We start from the raw sequence: 20,801 nt of genomic DNA, 5'->3' as shown, positions 1-20,801 counted from the left end.
GCGCCCCCCGCGCTCTGACCCCGCGCTCGAATCTACCGCTCGGATCTATCGCTCGAACTTCCAGGTGACGGAGTCGCTCGTGGCCTTGACCACGGTGACCGGGATATCGACGTTCTTGCCGTCGTTGTTCTTGCCGGTGCAGGTGAGGGTGGCCCCGGCGACGGCCTTGAGGCCGGTGGGGCAGGTGACTGCGGAGACCTTGTCCCCGACCCAGGGGAGCGGGTGGTACTTGCTCTGTGCGCGTCCCGCGACGATGTCGCCCGCCAGGGCCTTCTGGCCTCCGACGGTCACCGTGGTGTGCTCGTCCAGCTCGCTGGTCGACTCGGTGCCGGAGAGCAGGTAGGTGCCGACACCGCCGATCGCGAGCACGGCGGTCGCCCCGCCGACGATGCCGACGACGAACTTGCTGCGCTGCATCACGTACTCCTGTGTGTCCGTTGTGTCCGTGGGAAGGATGGGGTCCACCCTCGTCCGCGGGCACGGGCGCGCGCCTCGGCCATAAGGTCAGGGATGGCGCGACGGCTGACCGCCCCTTCGGCCATTCGGCCGATACGGCTGCCGGCGACTGTGCATACGGTGACCCGCATGGCTTCCCTTTCCGGCCGGGGCTGTGCCCAGGGATTCGGCGTCGGCTTCCTGCTCGCGGCGTCGGTCGTCGACGTTCTCTACGCGGGCGGCTCGGGCTACAGCGTCTGGCCGATCACGGTGGTGCTGCTGGTCGGGCTCGCCGCCTTGCTGGTTCCGGCCGTGCGGCGGCCGGAATGGCTCACCCCGCAGCTGCGCACCGCCGTACCCGCCGCGCTCTCCCTCGTGTACTCGGCGGGTGCGCCGTTGATCGGCCAGTCGATCCTGTTCGGCCCGGGCGAGGCGGCGACGCTGCTGTGTCTGCTGTTCATCGCCGTACGGCACTGCCCGCGCCCCTGGGCCGTGGTGTGCGGCGTGCTGAACGGTGTCGCCCTTCTCGCCCTGCCGGTGCGGTACACCCGGTCGGTGCGGGGCGAGACACCCGGGTTCCTGGTCGTGGGCCTGATCCTCATCGGCCTCATCGCCGGACTCGCCGTCTACCTGCGCTCACTGGACTACCGCCGCACCGTCACGGTCAGCGAGACCCGCCGCTCCGAACGCCTGGCCATCGCCGCCGACCTGCACGACTTCGTCGCCCACCATGTCACCGGCATCCTCGTGCAGACCCAGGTGGCCCGGATGATGGCGGACAGCCGGCCGGACGAGCTCGACCCCGTCCTCGCGGGTATCGAGCGCGCCGCGACGGAAGCCCTGGCGTCGATGCGCCGCACGGTCGGCGTGCTGCGCGACACCGGTGAGGAGGCGGCCGATCGCCGCCCGGTGGGCGACCTGGCCTCCATCGTCGAGCTGACGGAAGGGTTCGCGAGCCCGGGCCAGAACGTCACCGTGCACCGCGACCCGTCGCTGCCCGGCGACATCCCGCACGAGGTGCAGGCGGCGGCCTTCCGGGTCGTCCAGGAGGCGCTGACCAACGTACGACGGCACGCTGCCGACGCCACCGAGATCACCGTCCAGCTGCGACGCGAGGCCGGTCGCCTGGGGGTGTCGGTGTCGGACGACGGCCGGGGCGGCTCCCAACTCCCGGCCGCCGCGCACGGCGGCGGCTTCGGCCTCGTCGGTCTGACCGAACGCGTCACCGCGCTCGGCGGCGAGCTGTACGCGGGGCCGCGCGCCCACCACGGCTGGGAGATCCGGGCCGTCTTCCCGGTGGGACGCTGAGCGGGGCTTTGGCGGGGAACAGCCCGCCCGGTTCGCTGTGCGGTCACCCCGACTGCACATGGCCCGCTTGCTTTTCCCGGTGCGGCCGGAGTGGGTCATCCCTCCGCGACGGCGTCGAGGTCGAGTGGTGTGGGCCTGAACTCCTGCAACCGGTCAGCATAGGCACCGGAGAAGAGCTCACCCGCCGACTCGGCCGTCCAGCCGCCCGGCCGGAACTGCTCCGCGACCTCACCGGGGTGCGTCCACAGGGCGATCCGGTCGCCCCCGGCGGCGATGGCCTGTCCGGTGACGTGGGCCGACTCCTTCGACGCCAGGTACACGATCAACGGTGCGACGTCGTCCGGCGAGCCCAGGCCCTGTCGCCGTGCCGCCTCGGGCACGGGCTCCCCCGCGTCGACCTTCGCCACGAGGTCACCGAGTCCGGCCATGGTCGCGACCATGCGGGTCAGCGCGGTCGGCACGATGGCGTTGACGGTGACGTCGATCTTCGCGAGCTCGACCGCCCAGGTGCGCGTCATCGCGGCGATCGCCCCCTTGGAGGCCGAGTACGCGGTCTGGCCGAAGCTGGCACGTTGTCCGGCCGGCGATCCCACCAGGATGAGCCGGCCACCCTCGCCCTGCTCACGGAAGCGGGCCGCCGCGGCGCGGCCGCAGGTGAACGTACCGCGCAGGTGGCTGGTGACGACGAGGTCGAAGTCCTCGTCGGTGGTGTTGCGCAGGGTCCGGTCGCGCAGCGCACCGGCGTTGGTGATCATCACGTCGAGCCGGCCGAACTCGTCGACCGCGCGCCGCACCAGCGCGTCGGCGAACTCGGAACCGCCGACCGCGCCCACGTGGGCGACGGCCGCTCCGCCCGCGCCCGTGATCGCGTCGGCCGTCTCCGCGGCCACCTCGGCGTCCAGGTCGTTCACGACGACGGCGGCGCCCGCCGCCGCCAGCGCGCGGGCGTAGGCGCGCCCCAGACCTCTGCCGGCACCGGTGACGATGGCAACCCGTCCGTCGAGCATGATGTCCTCCTGAGCTGGGCGTCCGTACGGCGACCTCCCGAGCGTAGGAAGGTTCCGGGCTCGCGAGGATCCCGCCGATGACGGCATCCGGCCCCGGCCTGTGTCCCGGCCGGTCCGGGACATCCGTCGCGGTCGGCGGGTCAGTCGCCCCGCGGCGGCCCAGCCCGTACGAGGATCAAGCCCGCGGCGGTACCAGCCCTTGCCGCACCGCGAACAGCGCGGCCTGGGTCCGCGAGGTGAGCCGGAGCTTGCGCAGCACGTTGCTCACGTGGGTGCGTGCGGTGCGCTCGCTGATCACCAGCTCGTCGGCGATCTGCTGGTTGGACCGCCCCTCGGCCACGAGGACGAGGACGTCGCGTTCCCGGCTGGTGAGCGAGGCCAGCCCGGTCGGCGGCGAGACGATCTCCTGGGTGAGCCCCCGGGCCACCGCGGGATCGAGGAAGACCTCGCCCCGGGCGGCCGCGCGGATCGCGGCGACCACCTCGCCCGCTTCGGCGTCCTTGAGCAGATAGCCCGCGGCTCCCTGCGCGAGCGCGGCGTGGACGCGTTCCATCTCGCCGAAACTGGTGAGCACCACGACCCGGACGTCGGGATGACTCGTCTTGATCATTCCGATCGCCGTGGCCCCGTCCATCTTGGGCATGAGCAGGTCGATCAGCACCACGTCCGGCAGTTCCCGGTGCGCCGCCATCGCGTCCAGCCTGGTGAGCGCCTCCTGCCCGTCGGCGGCCTCCGCGGCCACCTCCATGTCGTCGAGGACCTCCAGGTAGGCCCGGATGCCACGGCGTACGACGGCGTGGTCGTCGACGATCAGGACCCGGATCGGGCGGGGTTCGGTGTCTCTTGCAGGGGCACCGTCCCCGGGTCGCTCCGCGAGCCGTCCGAGTCCACGGGCGCCGACTCCGGCACCCGTACGGGGAGGGGTATGACCACGCTCACGGTCGTACCGTTCTTCGCTCCGGATCTGATCCTCATGGTGCCGCCCCATCGTTCCGCCCTTTCCCGCATCGTCGTCAGTCCGTAGCCGTGGTCCCAGGCGGCACCGGCCGTCCCGCCGCTCTCCGGCAGTCCGCGACCGTCGTCGCGGACGCGCGCGGTCAGCGTGTGGTCGCGTACGCCGAGGCGGATGGTGACCGCGGTGGCTTCCGCGTGCTTGACCACGTTGTGGATGGCCTCCGCGACGATCCGGTACATGTCCTCGGCCAGCTCCGGTTCGACCGCCTCGAGTTCCTCTTCCGCCTCGCAGAACAACCGGATGACGATGCCCGTCCGGTTCGCGGTGCTCTTGACGAGCGCGCTCACCGCGTCCTCCAGCCCGAGCCGAGTCGAGGAGGACGGGCGCAGCTCGTGCACCATCGCCCTGAGGTCGGCGAGGACGGTCTGCGAGAGTGCCCCGATCTCGTCCGCGAACTTCCGTACGGTCTGAGCGGGAACCGGTCCGCCGCGCGCGCCCAGCACCCCGACGGCGTTGGCCTGCATGCCGATGGAGAACACCTGCTGGACGATCGAGTCGTGCAGATCGCGGGCGAGGCGCTGGCGCTCGTTGCGACGGGCCCCTTCGCGTTCGCGCTGCAGCAGGGTGGCGTAGTCGACGGCGAGAGCGGCCTGTTCCGCCATGGCGGCGAGGAACTCCAGGGTCCGGCTGCCGATCTCCTGCCCGGGCGCGAAGTACGCGTTCAGCACGCCTTCGGCGCGGCCGCGCGCCATCAGCGGAACGCTGACGAAAGAATCCCAGTTCAGCTCGCCGAGGTAGCCGTGCAGCGGTGCCCAGGCCGGGTCCGTGCGGATCTGCTCCCATCGGTGGGGAACGACGATCGGCCTGCGCTCCTTCAGGGTGTCCAGCATGCACAGCCGGGCGCCCCGGTCGCGGCACTCCAGCAGCCGGTCGAGGAAGGCGTCCCAGTGCCGCAGCCCCGCTGCGCCCATCAGCCGCAGTTCCCGGCCCGTGTCGTCCAGGATCAGGATCTGTACGCCTGCCAGGCCGTCGGTCTGGACGATCTGCCGGGCCACTGCGTCAAGGGTCGAGCCGAGCGATCCCTCCGAGGCGAGTGCGATCGAAGTCTGGGCAATCGCCGCGATCCTGCGCTGCCGGTGCCATGCGTCGGTCACGTCGCGGAACGACACGACCGTGAACTTCGGGTCGGCCGGCAGTCTGCGGGCCCGGTAGGCGAACTCGCGCCGCGTTCCGGCGGCAGGAACCCAGTGGGCGACCTGCTCGTCCGGCTGCTCGTCGGGCTGCTCCTCCAGCGGACCGACCTGGCCCGCGGCGGCGCCCTCCAGGAGCGCGAACGGGGACGGCGAACCGAGCAGCTCGGCCTCCTCGCCCGCGCCGCACAACACCACCGCCGCCGGGTTGAGGCGGACGAAACGGCCCGCGTCGTCCAGTACGGCGAGGCCGTCCGGCGCGACGGCGGCGACATCGTCCCACCCCACGAGCGGCGAACCGGACATGGCCGATCTCCTCATCATGGTCATCATCGGCGAGTGGCGAACCCCGAAGGCCGCCGATGCCCTGGTGGCACGTCGGCAGACCGAGCAGGCTGGTGAGCGGACGGGGAGTGACTCGCGGTCGGCCCCAGCATCGTAGCCCCGCGGTTTCGGCGCCGGACTACGTCATTCGACCTGTTCGCCGCCCTGTCGAAGCGCCGAGCCGGTTGGGTCATTGCTCGCGTTCCCGTCGAGGAGGCACCTGCCTAGATTGAGGAGGCCCCCCGAGGACGAGGAGGTCCGAGACATGGACGTGTCGATCGGCACGATCTGGGAGGCGGTCGCCCGCGCGCTGCCCGATGCCGTCGCCATCACGGAGCCAGGTCGCGAGACCACCTACCGGGAGTTCGACGAGCGTGCCTCACGGCTGGCCGCCGCGCTGGAAGGGGCCGGGGTCCGCGAGGGCGACACGGTCGCCTGCTACCTGTACAACGGAGCCGCCTACCTGGAGACGGTCTTCGCCGCCTTCAAGCTCGGCGCCGTGCCGGTGAACGCCAACTACCGCTACACCGGTGAGGAGCTCTCCGAACTCCTCACCGATGCCGACGCGGCCGCCCTCGTCTTCAGCGGCACCCTGGCCGACCGGGTCACTCATGCCGCAGGGCACGTGCGCACCTTGAAGCTGCTCGTGCGGGCAGGCGATCCGCCCGCACAAGGCCCTGCCGTGCCCGCCGTGCCCGAGCTGGAGGACCTGCAGGCGGCGCACGCACCGCGTGATCCGCAACCGCGCCCCGGATCGGACCGGCTCTTCATGTACACCGGGGGGACCACGGGCAAGCCGAAGGGCGTGGTCTGGCGGCAGAGCGATCTGCTCCACTCCCTCGTGGTCCCGATCTTCCACCCGCTCGGCATCACCGAGCTCCCCGCGACACTCGACGAGGCCGTGGCCATCGCGACCAAGGCGCACCACGACGGCCGCGCCCCGACCACCATGCCGGTCGTGCCGCTCATGCACGCCACCGGGCTGTTCAACACCATGGGCGCGCTGATGGTGGGCGGCCGGGCGGTCACCGCGCGGCAGGGCGGTCTCTCCCCGGAGCACGTCTGGCACACGGTCGCCGAGCAGCGCGTCGAGTTGGTCATCATCGCGGGCAACGCCGTCTGTCAGCCGCTCGTCGACGAACTCCTGCACGCCGAACGGATCGGCACACCGTACGACCTGGGCTCGCTGCGTACGCTCCTCAGCTCCGGCACGGCGCTGGGCGACCGCCTCAAGAAGGCACTGCACGAGCGTGCGGACGTCACGATCATCGACGCCATCGCCTCCAGTGAGGGCGGCCCCTTCGCCTTCGCGGTCACCTCGTCGGTACGGGACCTGCCCGCGCGGTTCTTCCCCGTGCCCGCGACGAAGGTGATCGGCGCCGACGACCGCTGCGTCGAGCCCGGCAGCGGTGAGACCGGGAACCTCGCCTACTGCGGGCCCATGCCGCTCGGCTACTACAAGGACACCGCCAGGAGTGCGACGACGTGGCGCACCGTCGACGGAGTCCGGTACGCGATCCCCGGCGACCTCGCCACGCTCGAGGCCGACGGCGCGATCCGGTTCCTCGGACGCGGCTCGGGCGTGATCAACACCGGTGGGGAGAAGGTGCATCCCCAGGAGGTGGAGAACGTCCTGCTCTCGCACCCCGCGGTGACCGACTGCGTCGTCGTCGGTGTCCCCGACGAGACCTGGGGCGAACGGGTCGCGGGCGTGGTGGCGGTCTCGGCCGGTGCCACGGTCACCGAGGAGGAACTGCGCGACTGGGTCCGGCGGAGCCTCGCCGGCTACAAGGTGCCGCGTTCCGTCGTCCTGACGGACGTCTTGCCGCGGACCCCGACCGGCAAGCTCGAAATCGCCTGGGCGAGGAGGACAGCCCAGGACGCCTCGGAGGCCCAGGGGGCCCAAGAGCCCCCGCAGACCCAGGACGCCCAGGAGCCCCATGACGCCCAGGAAGCCCAGAAGGCCCAGAAGGCCGAGGGTTCCGCCCCGTCCGCTCTGTCCCGCGAGCACAAGGAGTCCCGATGACCCCCACCACCTCCCGTTCGCCCGCCGGCGCACTGCTGGTGATCAGCGCGCACGCCGGCGATTTCGTCTGGCGGGCCGGCGGCGCCATCGCCCTGGCCGCCGAACGCGGTCAGCGTGCGAAGGTGCTGTGCCTGAGCTTCGGCGAACGCGGGGAGTCGGCCCGGGCCTGGCGGGAGGGCCTCGGCCTCGACGCGATCAAGGAGCTGCGCCGCACCGAGGCCACGAACGCCGCCGCGGCGCTGGGCGCGGAGATCGAGTTCCTGGACGCCGGGGACTACCCCCTCCTGGAGACACCGGAGTTGGTGGACCGTATCGTCCGGGTCCACCGCGAGGTCGATCCGGCGGTCGTGCTCACCCACCCGCCGGCCGACCCGTACAACGGCGACCATCCGGCGGCCTCCCGGATGGCGCTCCAGGCACGCGTGCTCGCCCAGGCGATCGGCTACGACGCGCCCGGTGAACCCCTCGGCGCTCCCCCGGTGTTCTTCTTCGAGCCGCACCAGCCGGAGCAGTGCGACTTCAAGCCGAACGTCCTGCTGGACATCACCCCCGTCTTCGACAAGAAGCGCAAGGCCATGGAGTGCCTGGCCGCCCAGCAGCACATGTGGGACTACTACACCGACCTCGCCAAGCGACGCGGCGTACAGCTGAAGCGGAACGCCGGCCCGAACCTGGGCCTGTCGCACACGACCATGGCCGAGGCGTACGTACGGCTCTACCCGCAGACGACGGGGGTCCTGGCGTGAGGGAGGAGAGCGCCGAAGAGCAGTCCCGGATGAGCACGCCGGAGGAGCCCGGGGTCACCCATGTCTGGCTTCCCTTCCGCGACACATCCCTCTATGTCGCGATGCCCGACGGGACCAGCCGGACGCGAGCCCTCCTGGCCGGTGCCCTGTCGCAGGGCGACGTCACTCAGGACACCCGCTACGGCGAGCCGTTGTGGCGCGTCGACGCGGGCGACCTGCACGCCGTCGTCGAGGCCCTCTGGAGCACCGGCCGCCCCGTGCGGATCCACCTCGACCAGGCCCCGCCGTCCGCACGGCCGGCCGACCCGCCACGGATGACGCCAGTGCCCCGGCGCGAGGCCGCGTTCGACGGCACCCTCGTCGTGCTGTCCCGACAGGACGTGGCGGACGGCGTGGTGTCAATGGAACTCGGCACGCGCTCCGGTGAACCGATGCCGTCCTGGCAGCCGGGAGCGCACATCGACGTCGTCCTGCCCACGGGTGTCACCCGGCAGTACTCGCTGTGCGGCCCCCTGGACCGGGCGGGGAACACGGCCCGCTGGCGCATCGCCGTCCTGCGGGAGCCCGACGGACGCGGCGGATCGCAGTGGATCCACGACCACGTCCAGGAGGGCGGCGAACTCCGGGTACGCGGCCCGCGCAACAACTTCCCGCTGCGGCCCGCGACCCGGTACCTGTTCGTCGGCGGAGGCATCGGCATCACCCCGCTGCTCCCGATGCTCGCCGAGGCCGAGGCGGCGGGGGCCGAGTGGTCCCTGCTCTACGGCGGCCGGACACGCGCGTCCATGGCGTTCGTGCCCGAACTGGAGGGCTACGGCGAGCGCGTGACCGTACGGCCGCAGGACCGGTACGGCCTGCTCGACCTCGCCGGCTTCCTCGGCGGCCCCGCCCCGTCCACCCTGGTGTACTGCTGCGGCCCCGCAGGACTCATCGACGCTGTCGAGGCGCACTGCGCCACCTGGCCGGCCGGGGCCCTGAACGTCGAGCGGTTCGCCGCGGCGGCCGGGCAGCAGAGCGCCGGCACCGAGGAAGAGCAGCCGATCGAGGTGGAACTGCGGGCGTCCGGGATGACGCTGACCGTGCCACCGGAGCTGTCGGTCCTCAACGCCGTGGGACAGGCGGGCATCCCGGTCCTGTCCTCCTGCGAGGAAGGCATCTGCGGATCGTGTGAGACCGCCGTCCTGGAGGGCGAGGTCGACCACCGCGACTCCCTGCTCACCGAGGACGAGCGGGCCGCGAACGACACGATGCTGATCTGCGTCTCGCGCGCGCGGGGCGGCCGCCTCGTGCTGGACCTCTGATGCCCTGTCACCGAAGGAAGGACCTGCCATGACATCGCATGTGCGCAACGGCTGGTACCTGGGAGCCTGGTCCGACGAAATCGGCCGGACGCTCAAGCAGCGCTGGATCACGGACGTCCCGGTCTGCTTCTACCGCCTGCCCGACCACACAATCACCGCGGTCGAGGACCGCTGCCCCCACCGCAAGTACCCGCTGTCCCTTGGCCACTTGGACGACGACGGCACCCTCCAGTGCGACTACCACGGCTACCGCTTCGACGGCCGGGGCATGTGCGTCGGGGTCGCCGAGCAGGCCGACCGGCCCAAGGCCGCGCTGCGCCGCTTCCCCCTGGTCGAGCGGGACGGCGCCATCTGGATCTGGCCCGGAGACCCCGAACTGGCCGACGAGAGCCTGCTGCCCGACACCTCGTGGCTGAGCGACCCTCAGTGGACCCATGTCCACGGCGTCGTCCCGCTGAAGGCGCGGCACATGCTGCTGCTCGAGAACCTGCTCGACCTCACCCACGAGACGTTCCTGCACCCCACGAGCATCGGCAACGCCGCCGTCGCCGCGACCCCGATCGACGTGACCGTGGACGGTGACCGGGTCGGTTTCAGCCGACGCATGATCGGCATCGAGGCACCTCCGTTCTACGAGAAGTCCTGCGGGCTGACCTCTCCGGTGGACCGCTGGCAGGACGGTGACTTCTACCCGCCGGGCATCTTCATCCTCAACATCCGGGTCGCGGCCACCGGCACCGAGGAACCGGAGGGCTTCCACATGAAGGTGCTGTACGGGATGACGCCGGGGCGCGGCAACGAGACCCACGACTTCTACGCGCTGGGGCGCGACTACCTCATCGACGACCAGGAGCTCACGAAGTTCCAGCACGAGCAGCAGCTCGCCGTGATGCAGGAGGACGTCGACGCCCTGGAGGCGCAGGAGATCATGTACGCCACCGACCCGGGCGGCATCGCCGAGTCCAGCATCAGGTCCGACCTCGCCGCACTGCGCGGACGCCGCGCGGTGGCCAAGATGCTCGCCCGTGAACAGCAGAGCGACGGCACGCGCCGCACGGGGGCGTCCGTATGAGCGTCTTCGTCCTGCTGCACGGAGCCTGGCACGGCGGCTGGGTGTGGCAGCGCGTGACACCGCTGCTGCGCGCGGCCGGGCACGAAGTGCACACACCGACGTTGACCGGGGTGAGTGACCGCGCCCATCTGCTCAGTCCACAGGTGGGGCTCAGCACGCACGTCGAGGACGTCGTGGCACTGATCGAGGCCCACGACGCGCGGGATGTCGTGCTCGTCGGCCACAGTTACGCCGGCCAGGTCGTCACCGGAGTCGCGGACCGCGTCCCGGACCGGGTGGCGAAGCGGGTCCACCTCGACGCCTTCGTCGGCGGCGACGGTGACGCGGCGATCGATCTGCTTCCCCCGACCGTCGCCGGGCACTACCGGGAGTCCGTGTCAGGACTCGGTTTCGGCTGGCTCATTCCGGTGCGCTCGCTGAGCGTCCTGGGAGTCGAGGAACCGGCGGACCTCGACTGGCTCGCCCCCCGCCTCACCCCGCATCCGTGGCTCACCTACACCGAGCCGCTGCGGCTCACCGGCAAGGTGGACCAGGTTCCCGGTGTCTTCATCGAATGCACCGACTGGATGCGGGTGTTCACCCCGCACGCCGAGCGGGCCGCCGCCCGCGGCTGGCCCGTCCACGAGATCGCCACCGGACACGAAGCCATGGTCACCGCCCCCGGTGCGCTGGCCGAACTGCTGCTGGGGATCGCCGCAGCCTGACCCTGAAGGGACGCCCGCAATGGAATTCCTCGTCCGCACAGAGAACACCCTGCCCCCGGACACTCCCTTCGACGTCAGCGAGGACCTGCGCATGCGCGAGCGGGCACGAGCTGTGCAGCTCCGCGAGGCGGGCATCCTCAAGCGGCTGTGGCGGGTTCCCGGCCGCAACGCCACCATCGGTCTGTACGAGGCGGCCGACCCGGCGGAGCTGCATGACGCCCTCGTCTCCCTGCCGATGTGGAAGTGGATGGACATCACCGTGGAGGCGCTGGCCACCCATCCGCAGGAGAAGGCGCCATGACCGGACCGGACGAGACGAGCCCGCGCGTCGCGGTGGTCACCGGCGCCGCCGGCGGCCTCGGGCTCGCCATCGCCCGCCGACTGGCCGCGGACGGGTTCACGGTCGCGGCACTGGACATCGCCGAACCCGACAGCACGGGCTCGATTCCGGGCGCCCGAGCCTGGAATTGCGATATCAGCGACCCGGCCGCGACCCGCCGTACGGTGCACGAGATCGCCGAGGCATACGGCGGGGTCGACGTCCTCGTCAACAACGCCGGCCTGCTCTCCGGCCGGGCACCGCTGCTCGAGACAACCCCGGAAGAACTGCACCGCTTCTTCGCCGTCAACGCCGTCGGCCCGCTGCTCATGGTGCAGGCCTGCGTGCCGTGGCTGCGCAAGAGCCCGTACCGCGGGCGGGTGGTCAATGTCGCGTCCCGCACCTTCTTCACGGGATCGCCGGGCCAGATCGCCTACGTGGCCGGCAAGGGCGCGCTCATCGGCATGACCCGGGTGATGGCGCGCGAACTGGGCGAGCACCGGATCACGGTCAACGCGGTGGCGCCCGCGCAGGTCGCCACCCCGGGCACCCGGGCGCACTCCGGCGACGAGGTGTTCGCCGCGACCATGCGCCAACAGGCGATCAAGGAGTTCGTCACCCCGGAGCACTTCGCGGGGCTCGTCTCCTTTATCGCGTCCCCCGACGCGGTCATGGTCACCGGACAGACCTTCGTCTGCGACGGCGGCGGACTCCTTCACTGACCGGCGCGAACACGGGAGAGGAGAGGAACAGCATGTCCAGCAGCACACCCCAGGTCCCCGGCACCTACGTCTTCGACGCCGCCGAGAGCCGTCGCGGCCGAGCGCTGAACCGGCTCTGCGGGTCCCTCAAGGACGCCGAGAACCGCGAGAGGTTCAAGGCCGACGAAGCCGCGTACTGCGATGTGTACGGGCTCGACGCGCAGCAGCGGGACGCCGTTCTGAGTCGGGACTGGACGCGGATGATGGATCTGGGCGGCTCCATCTTCTACGTGTTCAAGCTCGCCATGGTCGACGAGAAGTCCATGCAGTACCTCGGCGGTGTGTTCACCGGTATGACCACCGAGGAGTTCGCGGAAGCACTCAGAGCGGGAGGGCGGAGCTTTGGCTGAGGTGATCTGGGGTCTGGCCACCTCACATGTACCGTCGATCGGTGCGGCCATGGACCACGGGAAGACCGAGGACCCGTACTGGAGGCCGCTGTTCGACGGGTACGCGCCTGCGCGTGCGTGGATGGCCCGGCACACCCCCGATGTCGCGGTCGTCATCTACAACGACCACGCCAACGCCCTGGACATGAGCGTCACCCCGACCTTCGCGCTCGGGACGGCCCCGTCGTACCGAGTGGCCGACGAGGGGTGGGGCAGCCGCCCCGTTCCGGTGGTCACCGGCGCCCCGGAGTTCTCCGACCACCTCGTCGGGAGTCTGGTCGACGCCTCGTTCGACATGACGGTGTATCAGGAGCTCGACGTCGACCACGGTCTGACCGTGCCGCTGTCGGTGTACTGCCCCGACCCCGGGGAGAGCTGGCCGTGCGCGGTCGTTCCCCTCCTGGTGAACGTCATCCAGTATCCGCAGCCGACCGCCGCGCGGTGCCTGGCCCTCGGCCGCGCGCTCGGCGAGGCCATCCGGTCCTTCCCCGAGGACCTCAAGGTCGCCGTCTTCGGCACCGGCGGCATGTCGCACCAGCTCGCGGGCGCCCGCGCGGGACTGATCAACCAGGACTTCGACCGGATGTACCTGGACGCGATCGAGCACGCCCCCGAGAAGCTGGCCGCGCTGACGCGCGAGGAGTACATCCGCGAGGCCGGGTCCGAGGGCATCGAGCTGATCATGTGGCTGATCATGCGCGGCGCGCTGGGCCCCCGGATCCGCCGCGTGCACGAGACCTACCACGTGCCCGCGTCGAACACGGCGGCCGGGATGGTCCTGTTCGAGAACCTGGGGCGGTAGGCACCGGGGCCCGTGGTTACGGCGCCGGCTTGACGATCTTCATCGTAAGTGCGAGGTCACGTTCTTGACGCGCGGGATGGTCATGACGCGCGTGCTGAGGAACGTCAGCGATCCTCGCCGTGACGCCCTGCACGGCACCGTCAGCGCCGACCCGCACGCCACGCCGTACGCCCTGCTCGCGGTCGCCGTCACCATCGGCGTCCACCTCGCCTTCGGCCGCCGCACCATCCTCAGCGTCGGCGCCGGCACCGCCGTCCACGTCGTCCTCGTCAGCGCCGTCTGACTCCGCAGCCGGGCTGGGCGGTGGCACCGTCCGGGGCCTGCTTCTGGTTCTCGGAGCCGCGGCGGTCACTTGATGAGAGCGGGAGTTACGCCACCCGGTCCGCCTCGTAGGACGGGTGGGTCCACAGGCCCTGGGCCGCAAGGCGCGGCAGGACTCCCTCTCCGAACCAGTAGGCCTCCTCGAGGTGGGGGTAACCAGACAGCACGAACTCGTCGATGCCGAGCCGGTGATACTCCGCGATCCGTTCGGCGACCTCGGTGTGACTGCCGACCAGTGCCGTGCCGGCTCCGCCGCGCACCAGTCCGATGCCGGCCCAGAGGTTGGGGTGGATCTCCAGTCCGGTGGGGGTCCCCCCTGCTCGAACGGAGTCGGGAGCCTGGGGGATGCCGCCGCCGTGCAGGGCGAGCATGCGCCGCTGTCCCTCGGACTCGCTGCGGGCCAGCCCGGTCTGCACCGCGGCGATGGTCTCGGGGTCGAAGCCGTCGAGCAGCCGCTGCGCCTCGGCCCAGGCCTGCTCGGAGGTGTCGCGTGTGATGACGTGGAGGCGGATGCCGAAGCGGATGCTCCGCCCCTCCTTCTCGGCCAGGGTCCGGATCCAGGTGATCTTCTCGGCGACGGCGGCGGGCGGCTCGCCCCAGGTGAGATAGACGTCCGCGTGGCGGGCGGCGACCTCACCAGCGACGGGCGAGGAGCCACCGAAGTAGATCTCCGGCACGGGGTCGGGCACCCGGGCGAGCCGCGCGTCCTCGACCTGAAGGTGCTCGCCTGCCAGATCCACCGTCCCCCCGTCCCACAGCTCGCGGACGACCTGGAGGAACTCGCCCGTGCGGGCGTAGCGGGCGTCCTTGTCGAGGAAGTCGCCGTAGGCGCGCTGCTCGTGACTCTCCCCTCCCGTGACCACGTTGAGGAGCAGCCGGCCGCCGGTCTGCCGCTGGAAGGTGGAGGCCATCTGCGCGGCGAGGGTGGGTGAGACGAAGCCGGGCCTGAAGGCGACCAGGAACTTCAGCCGCTCGGTGTTCTGGCTGACCATGGCCGTGGTCAGCCAGGCGTCCTCGCACCAGGCTCCGGTGGGGGTCAGCGCGCCGACGAACCCCAAGTCCTCGGCCGCGCGGGCGATCTGGCTCAGATAGCCGACCGTCGGGGGCCGGTCACCGCCGGCCGCGGTGACCGGCGTGCCGTGGCCGCCGCCTACGACATGGCGGCTGTCGCCGTTGGTGGGCAGGAACCAGTGGAAGGTGAGGCTCACGGAGGTTCACACCTTTCGTTCGTCGTCGGCGGCGATCACGGTCACGGTCACGGTGCTCATCCGGCGGCCGCCAGCAGGGTCGTACGGCTGCCGAGGGCGACGGAGAACTGGTCGACGACCTGGGCGAGGGCCTCGGCCGAGCCCGGCGCGACGGTCAGCGTGCCGTCGTCGCCCACCGTGATGTCCTTGTCGAGCGTGAACCAGCCCTGGACGATGTGCGCGGCGCCCATGGAGCTGAGAACCGGGCGCAGCGCGTAGTCGATCGCCAGGACGTGCGCCGTGGTCCCGCCGGTCGCCAGCGGCAGCACGGTCTTTCCCTCCAGCGCGTACTGGGGCAGCAGATCGAGCAATGCCTTCAGCAGTCCCGAGTACGCGGCCTTGTAGACGGGTGTGCCGATCACGACCCCGTCGGCGCGGGCGAACAGCTCGGTCGCCTCGACGATCGCCGGGTGCCGGAAGTCGGCGCCGAGCAGCGCCTCGGCGGGGATGGTGCGGACGTCCAGGGGGAGCACCTCGTGTCCCTCGGCGGTGAGCCGCAGGTCCAGGTGGCGCACCAGACGGGCGGTGCGGGAGTTGACGGACGGACTTCCGGAAACGGACAGGACGGTGGCCATGGCGGACCCTTCGGGAGCATGAGGTTTTCGTGGGACGGGTGCGGGACCACGCACTCGGGCCCCGCCTCTACGACGGCTACTTGTTGGTCTTGGGCAGGCCGGGCGGGTTGATCTCCGACTTGGTCACGGCCTCGTTGGACAGGCCCCAGCGCTTCAGCACCTTGGCGTACGTGCCGTTCTCGATGATCTCGTCGAGCGCGTCGGCGAGCGGCTTGACCAGGCCGCTGTCCTTCTTGGTGGTGGCCGCGATGAGGCCCTGCAGGGTGGCGCCGGCACCGGAGTACGTACCGACGATCTGCGTCTGCCCGGTGGTGGCCGCGTGGTAGGCGGCGGTCGGGTTGGGGCCCAGGTAGAGGTCGATCCGGCCGGACTGGAGAGCGAGGTAGGTGTCGCTGTCCTTCTGGTAGTACTTGATGTCCAACGGCTTCCGGCCGGCCTTCTCGTTCTCCTTGCTCCACTCCACGAGCAGCTTCTCCTGGTTGGTGCCGCTGCCCACGGCGACGGTCCTGCCCGCCACGTCCTTGGGCCCGGTGACCTTCAGGCCGCTGCCCTTCTTCGCCTCGAAGGCCAGGTTGTCCTCGCGGTAGGTGGCGAAGTCGTACTTCTCCTTGCGCTCCTCGGTGACGGTGATGTTGCTGAGGCCGGCGTCGTACTTGGCGCTGTCGAGACCGACGAAGATGTTCTCCCAGGAGACCGTGTTGATGTGCGGCTTGAGGCCGAGCACATCGGCGACCAGGTGGGCGAGGTCGGGCTCCACGCCGATGATGGTCTTGTTGTCGGTGGCGTAGAAGGTCAACGGCGCGGCGGAGCCGGACGAGGAGACGAGTTCGAGCGTTCCTCTCTTGCGGATCCTCGCCGGGACCTCGGCGGCGATGGAGTCGACCTTGGCGGTGGTGATGCGGTTCTGGTCCGGGCTCAGGTTGATCTTCGTGCGGACGCCGGTCTTGTCCGCGACCTCGGTGGTTCCGCCGTCGGAGGGGTTGCTGCAGGCGGCGAGGACGAGGGCGGAGACGAGTCCCAGCGCGACTGCGGTGGATCGGCGGGCGAGGTTGATGGACACGGTCGTACTCCTTGCGTGGGCTTGCGAAAAAGGGATGAGCGGGGGGCCGGGGGGCACATGGCCTTGGGTCAGAGGACCTCGGGTCAGGGGACCTTGAGTCAGAGGACCTTGGAGAGGAAGGCGCGGGTGCGCTCGTGCCGCGGGGCGTCCAGTACGGCCGCGGGCGGCCCCTGCTCCACGACGACACCGCCGTCCATGAACACCACGGTGTCGGCGACCTCGCGGGCGAAGCCGATCTCATGGGTCACGACGATCATGGTGGTTCCGGTGCCGGCCAAGTCCTTGATGACATCGAGGACTTCGCCGACCAGCTCCGGGTCGAGCGCCGAGGTGGGCTCGTCGAAGAGCAGCACCTTGGGTTCGAGGGCGAGTGCGCGGGCGATGGCCACGCGCTGCTGCTGACCCCCGGACAGCTGCCGGGGATAGGCGTCGGTCTTCTCGGCGAGCCCGACCCGGTCAAGGAGGCGGCGGGCCTTCTCCTCCGATGGCCCGCGCGGGCGGCGCAGCGCGGAGACCGGTGCCTCGACGAGGTTTTCCAGCACGGTGAGGTGCGGGAAGAGGTTGAAGTTCTGGAAGACGAACCCGATGTGGGTGCGCTGCTTCAGGACGTCCTTCTCCTTGAGCTCGTGCAGCTTGCCGCCGGAGCGGCGGTAGCCGATGAGCTCGCCGTCGATGCTGATCCAGCCGCTGTTGACCTTCTCCAGGTGGTTGATGGTGCGCAGCAGCGTGGACTTCCCGGAGCCGGACGGGCCGAGGATCACGGTGACCTCGCCGGCACGGACCCGGAGGTCGACGCCGCGCAGCACCTCCAGTGGGCCGAAGCTCTTGTGGACGCCGTGGACGTCCACCATCACGTGGTCCGAGTCGGCCTTCACGTCTTCGATGTCAACCGTCACATCACTCATCGCCTGCCTCCCGCGAGGCTCAGGGGCACGACGGGCTGGTTGCGCCGTGCCGCCGCGGCCCGCAGGGTGCGTACGAAACGACGGGCGCGCTGCAACGGGGTGGGCGGCGGGGTGCGGTTGGCGCCTCGGGCGTAGCGCCGCTCCACGTAGTACTGCGCGACCGACAGCAGGGAGGTGAGGACCACGTACCAGGCGGTGGCGACCATCAGTAGCGGGATCACCCGGCCGTTGCGGCCGTAGATCACCGTCACCTGGTAGAACAGCTCGCCGATCGCCATGACGTAGACCACCGAGGTGCCCTTGAGCAGGCCGATGATCTCGTTGCCGGCGGTGGGCAGGATGGCGCGCATGGCCTGTGGCAGCACGATCCGGCGGATCTGCCTGAGCCGGGGGATGCCCAGTGCGGCGGCGGCCTCCAGCTGTCCGTGGTCGACGGCGAGGACACCGCCGCGCACGATCTCAGCGGCGTAGGCGGCCTGGTGCAGCGACAGCCCGATGAGCGCCGCCCCGATGGTTCCGATCAGACTGTTGCTGTCGATGGACCAGAACACCGGGCCGAAGGGGATGCCGACGCCCAACCTCTCGTACAGGGCGCTGAGATTGAACCAGAACACCAGCTGGACGATCATCGGAATGGACCGGAAGATCCAGATGTAGCTCCAGGCGACGGTCTGGAGCACCGGGCTGCGCGACAGCCGCATGAAGGCCAGTACGGTGCCCAGGAGGAAGCCCAATACCGAGGCGTAGGCGGTGAGTTGGAGCGTGAGGCCCACTGCCGTGACGATCGTCTCCGACAGGACGTAGTCGCGGAAGACCTGCCACTCCCAGACGGGGTTGGTGATCAGGCCGTGCGCGAACTGGGCGACGAGCACGCTCACGGCTGCGGCCGCCACCCACCGGGCGTAGTGGCGGGCGGGGACGACCCTGAGCGAGGCGAGGTCGTCCTTCACGGGTGGGGCTTCGGTGCCCGCGCCCGGGGAGGCGGCGGCGATGCGCGAGCCGGTGCTGATTTCACGGAGCTTCACAGGTCGGCTGCCTTTCGTGCTGGTGCTTCGGCCGTCAGGTGCTTCTCGAAGGGCAGCGGGCCGATGGTTTCCGGGTCGGCTTCCGTCTCGAAGAGCGGCGTGTAGCCGGCGGTCAGGTACAGGCCGCGCGCCTCGGGCTGGCGCGGCCCCGTGGTCAGGTAGATCCGCCGGTAGCCGTGGGTGCCCGCCTCGCGTTCCAGCTCGGCGACGACCCGTCGGGCCAGACCGCGTCGGCGGTGGGCGGAGTGCGTCCAGATCCGCTTCAGCTCGGCCGTGGTCTCGTCGTACCGGCGGAAGGCACCGCCCGCGACCGGCTCGCCGCGCTCGAGGAGCAGCAGCAGTACGCCGCCGTACGGCGCGGTGAACTCCTCGTCGGGGTAGCGGGCGAGTTCGGCGTGGGCATCCCGGCCGTAGCGTGCCGAGTACTCGTCGCCCAGTTCGCGCAGCAGCGGTGCCACGCGAGGGTCCGACACTGCCACCTGAGTGATCGTCAATTCTGTTGGTGACGGCGGTGGTTGTGCGACAGAAGTCACCCGTTCACCGCCGTGAGGTTCCCCGTGCCGCGCTCCGCCCGCTCGGCGTCACGCTTGGCGACCTCCTCGCGGACGATCGGGATCACGTACCGGCCGAAGTCGGTCGCGTCGCCCAGCAGGTCGTAGCCGCGGGCCGAGAGGATGTCGACGCCGAGGTCGTAGTAGTCCAGCAGCGCCTGGGCGACCGTCTCCGGGGTGCCGACCAGGGCGTTGGAGTTGCCCGCGCCTCCGGTTGCGGCGGCGGTCGGGGTCCACAGGGCGCGGTCGTAGCGCTCCCCCGCCTCGGCGATGGCGATCAGCCGCTGCGAGCCGACGTTTTGAGGTGCTGCAGCCTGCGGCTGCGCCTGCCCGTTGTGGCGCTTGGTGATCGCCTCGCCCTTCTCCTTGCGGGCCTTGATCGCGCCGACCGTGCGGTGGGCCTTCTCCCAGGCGAGTTCCTCGGTCGGGGCGATGATCGGGCGGAACGCCACCTGGATGCGCGGAACGTCGGTGCGGCCGGCGGCCTTCGCGGCCGCCTTCACGTTCTCGATCTGCTCGGCGGTCTTCGCCAAGGGCTCACCCCACAGGCAGTAGATGTCGGCCTCGGCGCCCCCCGCGGCGTACGCGGCGGGGGACGAGCCGCCGAACGACACGTCGGGGCGGGGCTGTTGGACCGGGAAGACGTCGCTGACGAAGTCGTGGAAGCGGTAGTGCTCGCCCTCGTGGTCGAAGGGCTCGCGGGTGGTCCAGATCTTCTTGACGATCCGGATGTACTCGCGGGTGCGGGCGTAGCGCTCGTCCTTGGTGAGGGTGTCGCCCTCGCGGCCCTGCTCCTGGTTGTTGCCGCCCGTGATGAAGTGCACGGTCAGCCGGCCCTCGCTGATCTGGTCGAGGGTGGCGAAGGTCTTGGCGGCGTAGGTCGGGTACGACACGTTCGGCCGGTGGGCGAGCAGGATCTGGAGGTGGTCGAGCTTGCTCGCGATGTACGCGGCGGCCGGAGCGGGGTCCGGTGACCCGGAACCGTAGGCGAACAGCACCCGGTCCCAGCCGTGGTCCTCGTGCGCACGGGCGAGTCGCAGGGTGTACTCCCTGTCGAAGGAGGCGCCGGAGCGCGGGGTCGTCTCGGACCCGTTGTTGGTGGCGGCGATGCCAAGGAACTCCACAGGCATGGGGGATGACCTTCCTCAAGTCCTCTGGGGCCGTGTCGTGGGCAGCACGTGGGCAGCCCGCGGGCAGAGCCGAACGGCCCTCCGTGCACCGGGGTATGACGGCGCTTCAGGGTGACGGGAAAAGGGGTGAACGGGATGAGCAGGGTGAGCAGGGTGAGCAGGAGTGATGTCGCCGAGGCAGGGGCCTCAGGCGAGGTCGGGCGGCGACGGCAGCGCGCGTCCGGTCGCAGGACCGTTCCTACGCGGATTCAGCACGTGTTCACCACATGTCGGCGCAGGTCAACGCATGTCAGCGCAACCAGCATGTGTCAGCGCGTGTCAGCGCGTGCGTACGACGGTGCTACGAAGGAAGAGCTCGGCCCGCGACGGGGACACCGAGGGAGGGAAGGGCCGCCGGGCAGCCCGCTGCCGAGTCAGGCGCAACAGGCGGCGGACCACACCCGACCGAAGTCGATGTGGTCACGGGTGACCAGGTGCCGCTCAGCGTTCATGCGACCAATTGAGCAGTACATCTCGCTTCTCGTCAACCACGACCCGCATGCCGGACCGGCATGGAGCCGTTCCTGGCGCCGGTGATTCCTGCATTTCCTATCGATTTACTGGGAAAGTGTTGACGGGTGCCCGGCGGGATGCGCAGGATGATGGACA

22 protein-coding genes are annotated in these 20,801 nt (G+C 70.6%); 11 read left to right on the top strand and 11 right to left on the bottom strand.

All coding sequences use genetic code 11. The features are described 5' to 3' along the window. Positions 1 to 45: 45 nt before the first annotated feature. On the bottom strand, positions 46 to 417 hold the full coding sequence (locus tag FGD71_RS02855; RefSeq protein ID WP_119098760.1) for a DUF4333 domain-containing protein: 372 nt from the start codon (positions 415 to 417) through the stop codon (positions 46 to 48). A 168-nt stretch (positions 418 to 585) separates the two neighbouring features. On the opposite strand from FGD71_RS02855, the gene FGD71_RS02850 reads away from it, so the two are divergent. Beyond that, entirely contained in the window at positions 586 to 1,743 is a 1,158-nt protein-coding gene (locus FGD71_RS02850; RefSeq protein ID WP_119098759.1) for a sensor histidine kinase, read from the top strand. A 95-nt stretch (positions 1,744 to 1,838) separates the two neighbouring features. On the opposite strand, the gene FGD71_RS02845 is transcribed toward FGD71_RS02850, so the two are convergent. From FGD71_RS02845 to FGD71_RS02835, 3 genes are all read right to left on the bottom strand, one after another. Beyond that, positions 1,839 to 2,750 (bottom strand): SDR family NAD(P)-dependent oxidoreductase, encoded by a 912-nt coding sequence (locus tag FGD71_RS02845; RefSeq protein WP_119098758.1) that lies wholly within the window; start codon positions 2,748 to 2,750, stop codon positions 1,839 to 1,841. A gap of 175 nt (positions 2,751 to 2,925) precedes the next feature. Beyond that, on the bottom strand, positions 2,926 to 3,573 hold the full coding sequence (locus tag FGD71_RS02840) for a response regulator (protein WP_119098793.1): 648 nt from the start codon (positions 3,571 to 3,573) through the stop codon (positions 2,926 to 2,928). Beyond that, positions 3,561 to 5,201, bottom strand: coding sequence for a sensor histidine kinase (locus tag FGD71_RS02835; protein WP_119098757.1), 1,641 nt, complete (start codon positions 5,199 to 5,201; stop codon positions 3,561 to 3,563). Before FGD71_RS02835 ends, FGD71_RS02840 begins: the two co-directional genes overlap by 13 nt. A gap of 283 nt (positions 5,202 to 5,484) precedes the next feature. Between FGD71_RS02835 and FGD71_RS02830 the strand changes: the two genes are divergently transcribed. From FGD71_RS02830 to FGD71_RS49615, 10 genes are all read left to right on the top strand, one after another. Beyond that, positions 5,485 to 7,245 (top strand): AMP-binding protein, encoded by a 1,761-nt coding sequence (locus tag FGD71_RS02830; RefSeq protein ID WP_119098756.1) that lies wholly within the window; start codon positions 5,485 to 5,487, stop codon positions 7,243 to 7,245. Beyond that, a complete protein-coding gene (locus tag FGD71_RS02825) occupies positions 7,242 to 7,991 on the top strand; it encodes a PIG-L deacetylase family protein (RefSeq protein ID WP_119098755.1) in 750 nt (249 codons plus the stop codon). Before FGD71_RS02830 ends, FGD71_RS02825 begins: the two co-directional genes overlap by 4 nt. A 314-nt stretch (positions 7,992 to 8,305) precedes the next feature. Next, the gene (locus FGD71_RS02820) at positions 8,306 to 9,292 is read left to right on the top strand and encodes a PDR/VanB family oxidoreductase (RefSeq protein WP_119098792.1); all 987 of its coding nucleotides are present in this window, start codon (positions 8,306 to 8,308) and stop codon (positions 9,290 to 9,292) included. A 28-nt stretch (positions 9,293 to 9,320) separates the two neighbouring features. Then, positions 9,321 to 10,364: an aromatic ring-hydroxylating dioxygenase subunit alpha gene (locus tag FGD71_RS02815; RefSeq protein WP_119098754.1), complete on the top strand. Its 1,044-nt coding sequence runs from the start codon at positions 9,321 to 9,323 to the stop codon at positions 10,362 to 10,364. Beyond that, positions 10,361 to 11,068, top strand: a complete 708-nt coding sequence (locus tag FGD71_RS02810; protein ID WP_119098753.1) for an alpha/beta fold hydrolase — start codon at positions 10,361 to 10,363, stop codon at positions 11,066 to 11,068. Before FGD71_RS02815 ends, FGD71_RS02810 begins: the two co-directional genes overlap by 4 nt. A 19-nt stretch (positions 11,069 to 11,087) precedes the next feature. Next, on the top strand, positions 11,088 to 11,369 hold the full coding sequence (locus FGD71_RS02805) for a muconolactone Delta-isomerase family protein (RefSeq protein WP_119098752.1): 282 nt from the start codon (positions 11,088 to 11,090) through the stop codon (positions 11,367 to 11,369). After that, positions 11,366 to 12,109, top strand: a complete 744-nt coding sequence (locus FGD71_RS02800) for an SDR family NAD(P)-dependent oxidoreductase (RefSeq protein ID WP_119098751.1) — start codon at positions 11,366 to 11,368, stop codon at positions 12,107 to 12,109. Before FGD71_RS02805 ends, FGD71_RS02800 begins: the two co-directional genes overlap by 4 nt. Positions 12,110 to 12,141: 32 nt before the next feature. Further along, positions 12,142 to 12,498: a protocatechuate 4,5-dioxygenase subunit alpha gene (gene ligA, locus FGD71_RS02795; RefSeq protein ID WP_119098750.1), complete on the top strand. Its 357-nt coding sequence runs from the start codon at positions 12,142 to 12,144 to the stop codon at positions 12,496 to 12,498. Between the two features lies 1 nt (position 12,499). Further along, positions 12,500 to 13,339, top strand: coding sequence for a class III extradiol dioxygenase subunit beta (locus FGD71_RS02790; protein WP_205571081.1), 840 nt, complete (start codon positions 12,500 to 12,502; stop codon positions 13,337 to 13,339). 82 nt (positions 13,340 to 13,421) lie between these two features. Next, positions 13,422 to 13,622 (top strand): hypothetical protein, encoded by a 201-nt coding sequence (locus tag FGD71_RS49615; protein ID WP_276147117.1) that lies wholly within the window; start codon positions 13,422 to 13,424, stop codon positions 13,620 to 13,622. 85 nt (positions 13,623 to 13,707) lie between these two features. On the opposite strand, the gene FGD71_RS02780 is transcribed toward FGD71_RS49615, so the two are convergent. From FGD71_RS02780 to FGD71_RS02750, 7 genes are all read right to left on the bottom strand, one after another. Then, complete coding sequence (locus FGD71_RS02780; RefSeq protein WP_119098748.1) at positions 13,708 to 14,868, bottom strand: LLM class flavin-dependent oxidoreductase; 1,161 nt, start codon at positions 14,866 to 14,868, stop codon at positions 13,708 to 13,710. Between the two features lie 56 nt (positions 14,869 to 14,924). Continuing rightward, the gene (ssuE, locus tag FGD71_RS02775) at positions 14,925 to 15,482 is read right to left on the bottom strand and encodes an NADPH-dependent FMN reductase (protein ID WP_119098747.1); all 558 of its coding nucleotides are present in this window, start codon (positions 15,480 to 15,482) and stop codon (positions 14,925 to 14,927) included. A 76-nt stretch (positions 15,483 to 15,558) separates the two neighbouring features. Then, entirely contained in the window at positions 15,559 to 16,542 is a 984-nt protein-coding gene (locus tag FGD71_RS02770) for an ABC transporter substrate-binding protein (protein ID WP_119098746.1), read from the bottom strand. A gap of 98 nt (positions 16,543 to 16,640) precedes the next feature. Next, complete coding sequence (locus tag FGD71_RS02765; protein ID WP_119098745.1) at positions 16,641 to 17,447, bottom strand: amino acid ABC transporter ATP-binding protein; 807 nt, start codon at positions 17,445 to 17,447, stop codon at positions 16,641 to 16,643. Beyond that, positions 17,444 to 18,439 (bottom strand): amino acid ABC transporter permease, encoded by a 996-nt coding sequence (locus FGD71_RS02760; protein ID WP_119098791.1) that lies wholly within the window; start codon positions 18,437 to 18,439, stop codon positions 17,444 to 17,446. Before FGD71_RS02760 ends, FGD71_RS02765 begins: the two co-directional genes overlap by 4 nt. Positions 18,440 to 18,468: 29 nt before the next feature. Beyond that, positions 18,469 to 19,005, bottom strand: a complete 537-nt coding sequence (locus FGD71_RS02755; protein WP_119098744.1) for a GNAT family N-acetyltransferase — start codon at positions 19,003 to 19,005, stop codon at positions 18,469 to 18,471. Then, a complete protein-coding gene (locus FGD71_RS02750) occupies positions 19,002 to 20,153 on the bottom strand; it encodes an LLM class flavin-dependent oxidoreductase (protein ID WP_119098743.1) in 1,152 nt (383 codons plus the stop codon). The genes FGD71_RS02755 and FGD71_RS02750 overlap by 4 nt, the downstream gene beginning before the upstream one ends. Positions 20,154 to 20,801 lie beyond the last annotated feature (648 nt).

The organism is Streptomyces sporangiiformans (assembly GCF_005768555.2).
In the GTDB taxonomy this organism is placed as follows: domain Bacteria; phylum Actinomycetota; class Actinomycetes; order Streptomycetales; family Streptomycetaceae; genus Streptomyces; species Streptomyces sporangiiformans.
This window is presented reverse-complemented; position numbering and strand designations above follow the sequence as displayed.

Excerpts from the sequence above, each read along its gene's own strand:
- FGD71_RS02855 (WP_119098760.1), bottom strand. The coding sequence starts at position 417 with ATGCAGCGCAGCAAGTTCGTCGTCGGCATCGTCGGCGGGGCGACCGCC.
- FGD71_RS02850 (WP_119098759.1), top strand. The coding sequence starts at position 586 with ATGGCTTCCCTTTCCGGCCGGGGCTGTGCCCAGGGATTCGGCGTCGGC.
- FGD71_RS02845 (WP_119098758.1), bottom strand. The coding sequence starts at position 2,750 with ATGCTCGACGGACGGGTTGCCATCGTCACCGGTGCCGGCAGAGGTCTG.
- FGD71_RS02835 (WP_119098757.1), bottom strand. The coding sequence starts at position 5,201 with ATGTCCGGTTCGCCGCTCGTGGGGTGGGACGATGTCGCCGCCGTCGCG.
- FGD71_RS02830 (WP_119098756.1), top strand. The coding sequence starts at position 5,485 with ATGGACGTGTCGATCGGCACGATCTGGGAGGCGGTCGCCCGCGCGCTG.
- FGD71_RS02825 (WP_119098755.1), top strand. The coding sequence starts at position 7,242 with ATGACCCCCACCACCTCCCGTTCGCCCGCCGGCGCACTGCTGGTGATC.
- FGD71_RS02820 (WP_119098792.1), top strand. The coding sequence starts at position 8,306 with ATGACGCCAGTGCCCCGGCGCGAGGCCGCGTTCGACGGCACCCTCGTC.
- FGD71_RS02815 (WP_119098754.1), top strand. The coding sequence starts at position 9,321 with ATGACATCGCATGTGCGCAACGGCTGGTACCTGGGAGCCTGGTCCGAC.
- FGD71_RS02810 (WP_119098753.1), top strand. The coding sequence starts at position 10,361 with ATGAGCGTCTTCGTCCTGCTGCACGGAGCCTGGCACGGCGGCTGGGTG.
- FGD71_RS02805 (WP_119098752.1), top strand. The coding sequence starts at position 11,088 with ATGGAATTCCTCGTCCGCACAGAGAACACCCTGCCCCCGGACACTCCC.
- FGD71_RS02800 (WP_119098751.1), top strand. The coding sequence starts at position 11,366 with ATGACCGGACCGGACGAGACGAGCCCGCGCGTCGCGGTGGTCACCGGC.
- ligA (WP_119098750.1), top strand. The coding sequence starts at position 12,142 with ATGTCCAGCAGCACACCCCAGGTCCCCGGCACCTACGTCTTCGACGCC.
- FGD71_RS49615 (WP_276147117.1), top strand. The coding sequence starts at position 13,422 with ATGACGCGCGTGCTGAGGAACGTCAGCGATCCTCGCCGTGACGCCCTG.
- ssuE (WP_119098747.1), bottom strand. The coding sequence starts at position 15,482 with ATGGCCACCGTCCTGTCCGTTTCCGGAAGTCCGTCCGTCAACTCCCGC.
- FGD71_RS02765 (WP_119098745.1), bottom strand. The coding sequence starts at position 17,447 with ATGAGTGATGTGACGGTTGACATCGAAGACGTGAAGGCCGACTCGGAC.
- FGD71_RS02750 (WP_119098743.1), bottom strand. The coding sequence starts at position 20,153 with ATGCCTGTGGAGTTCCTTGGCATCGCCGCCACCAACAACGGGTCCGAG.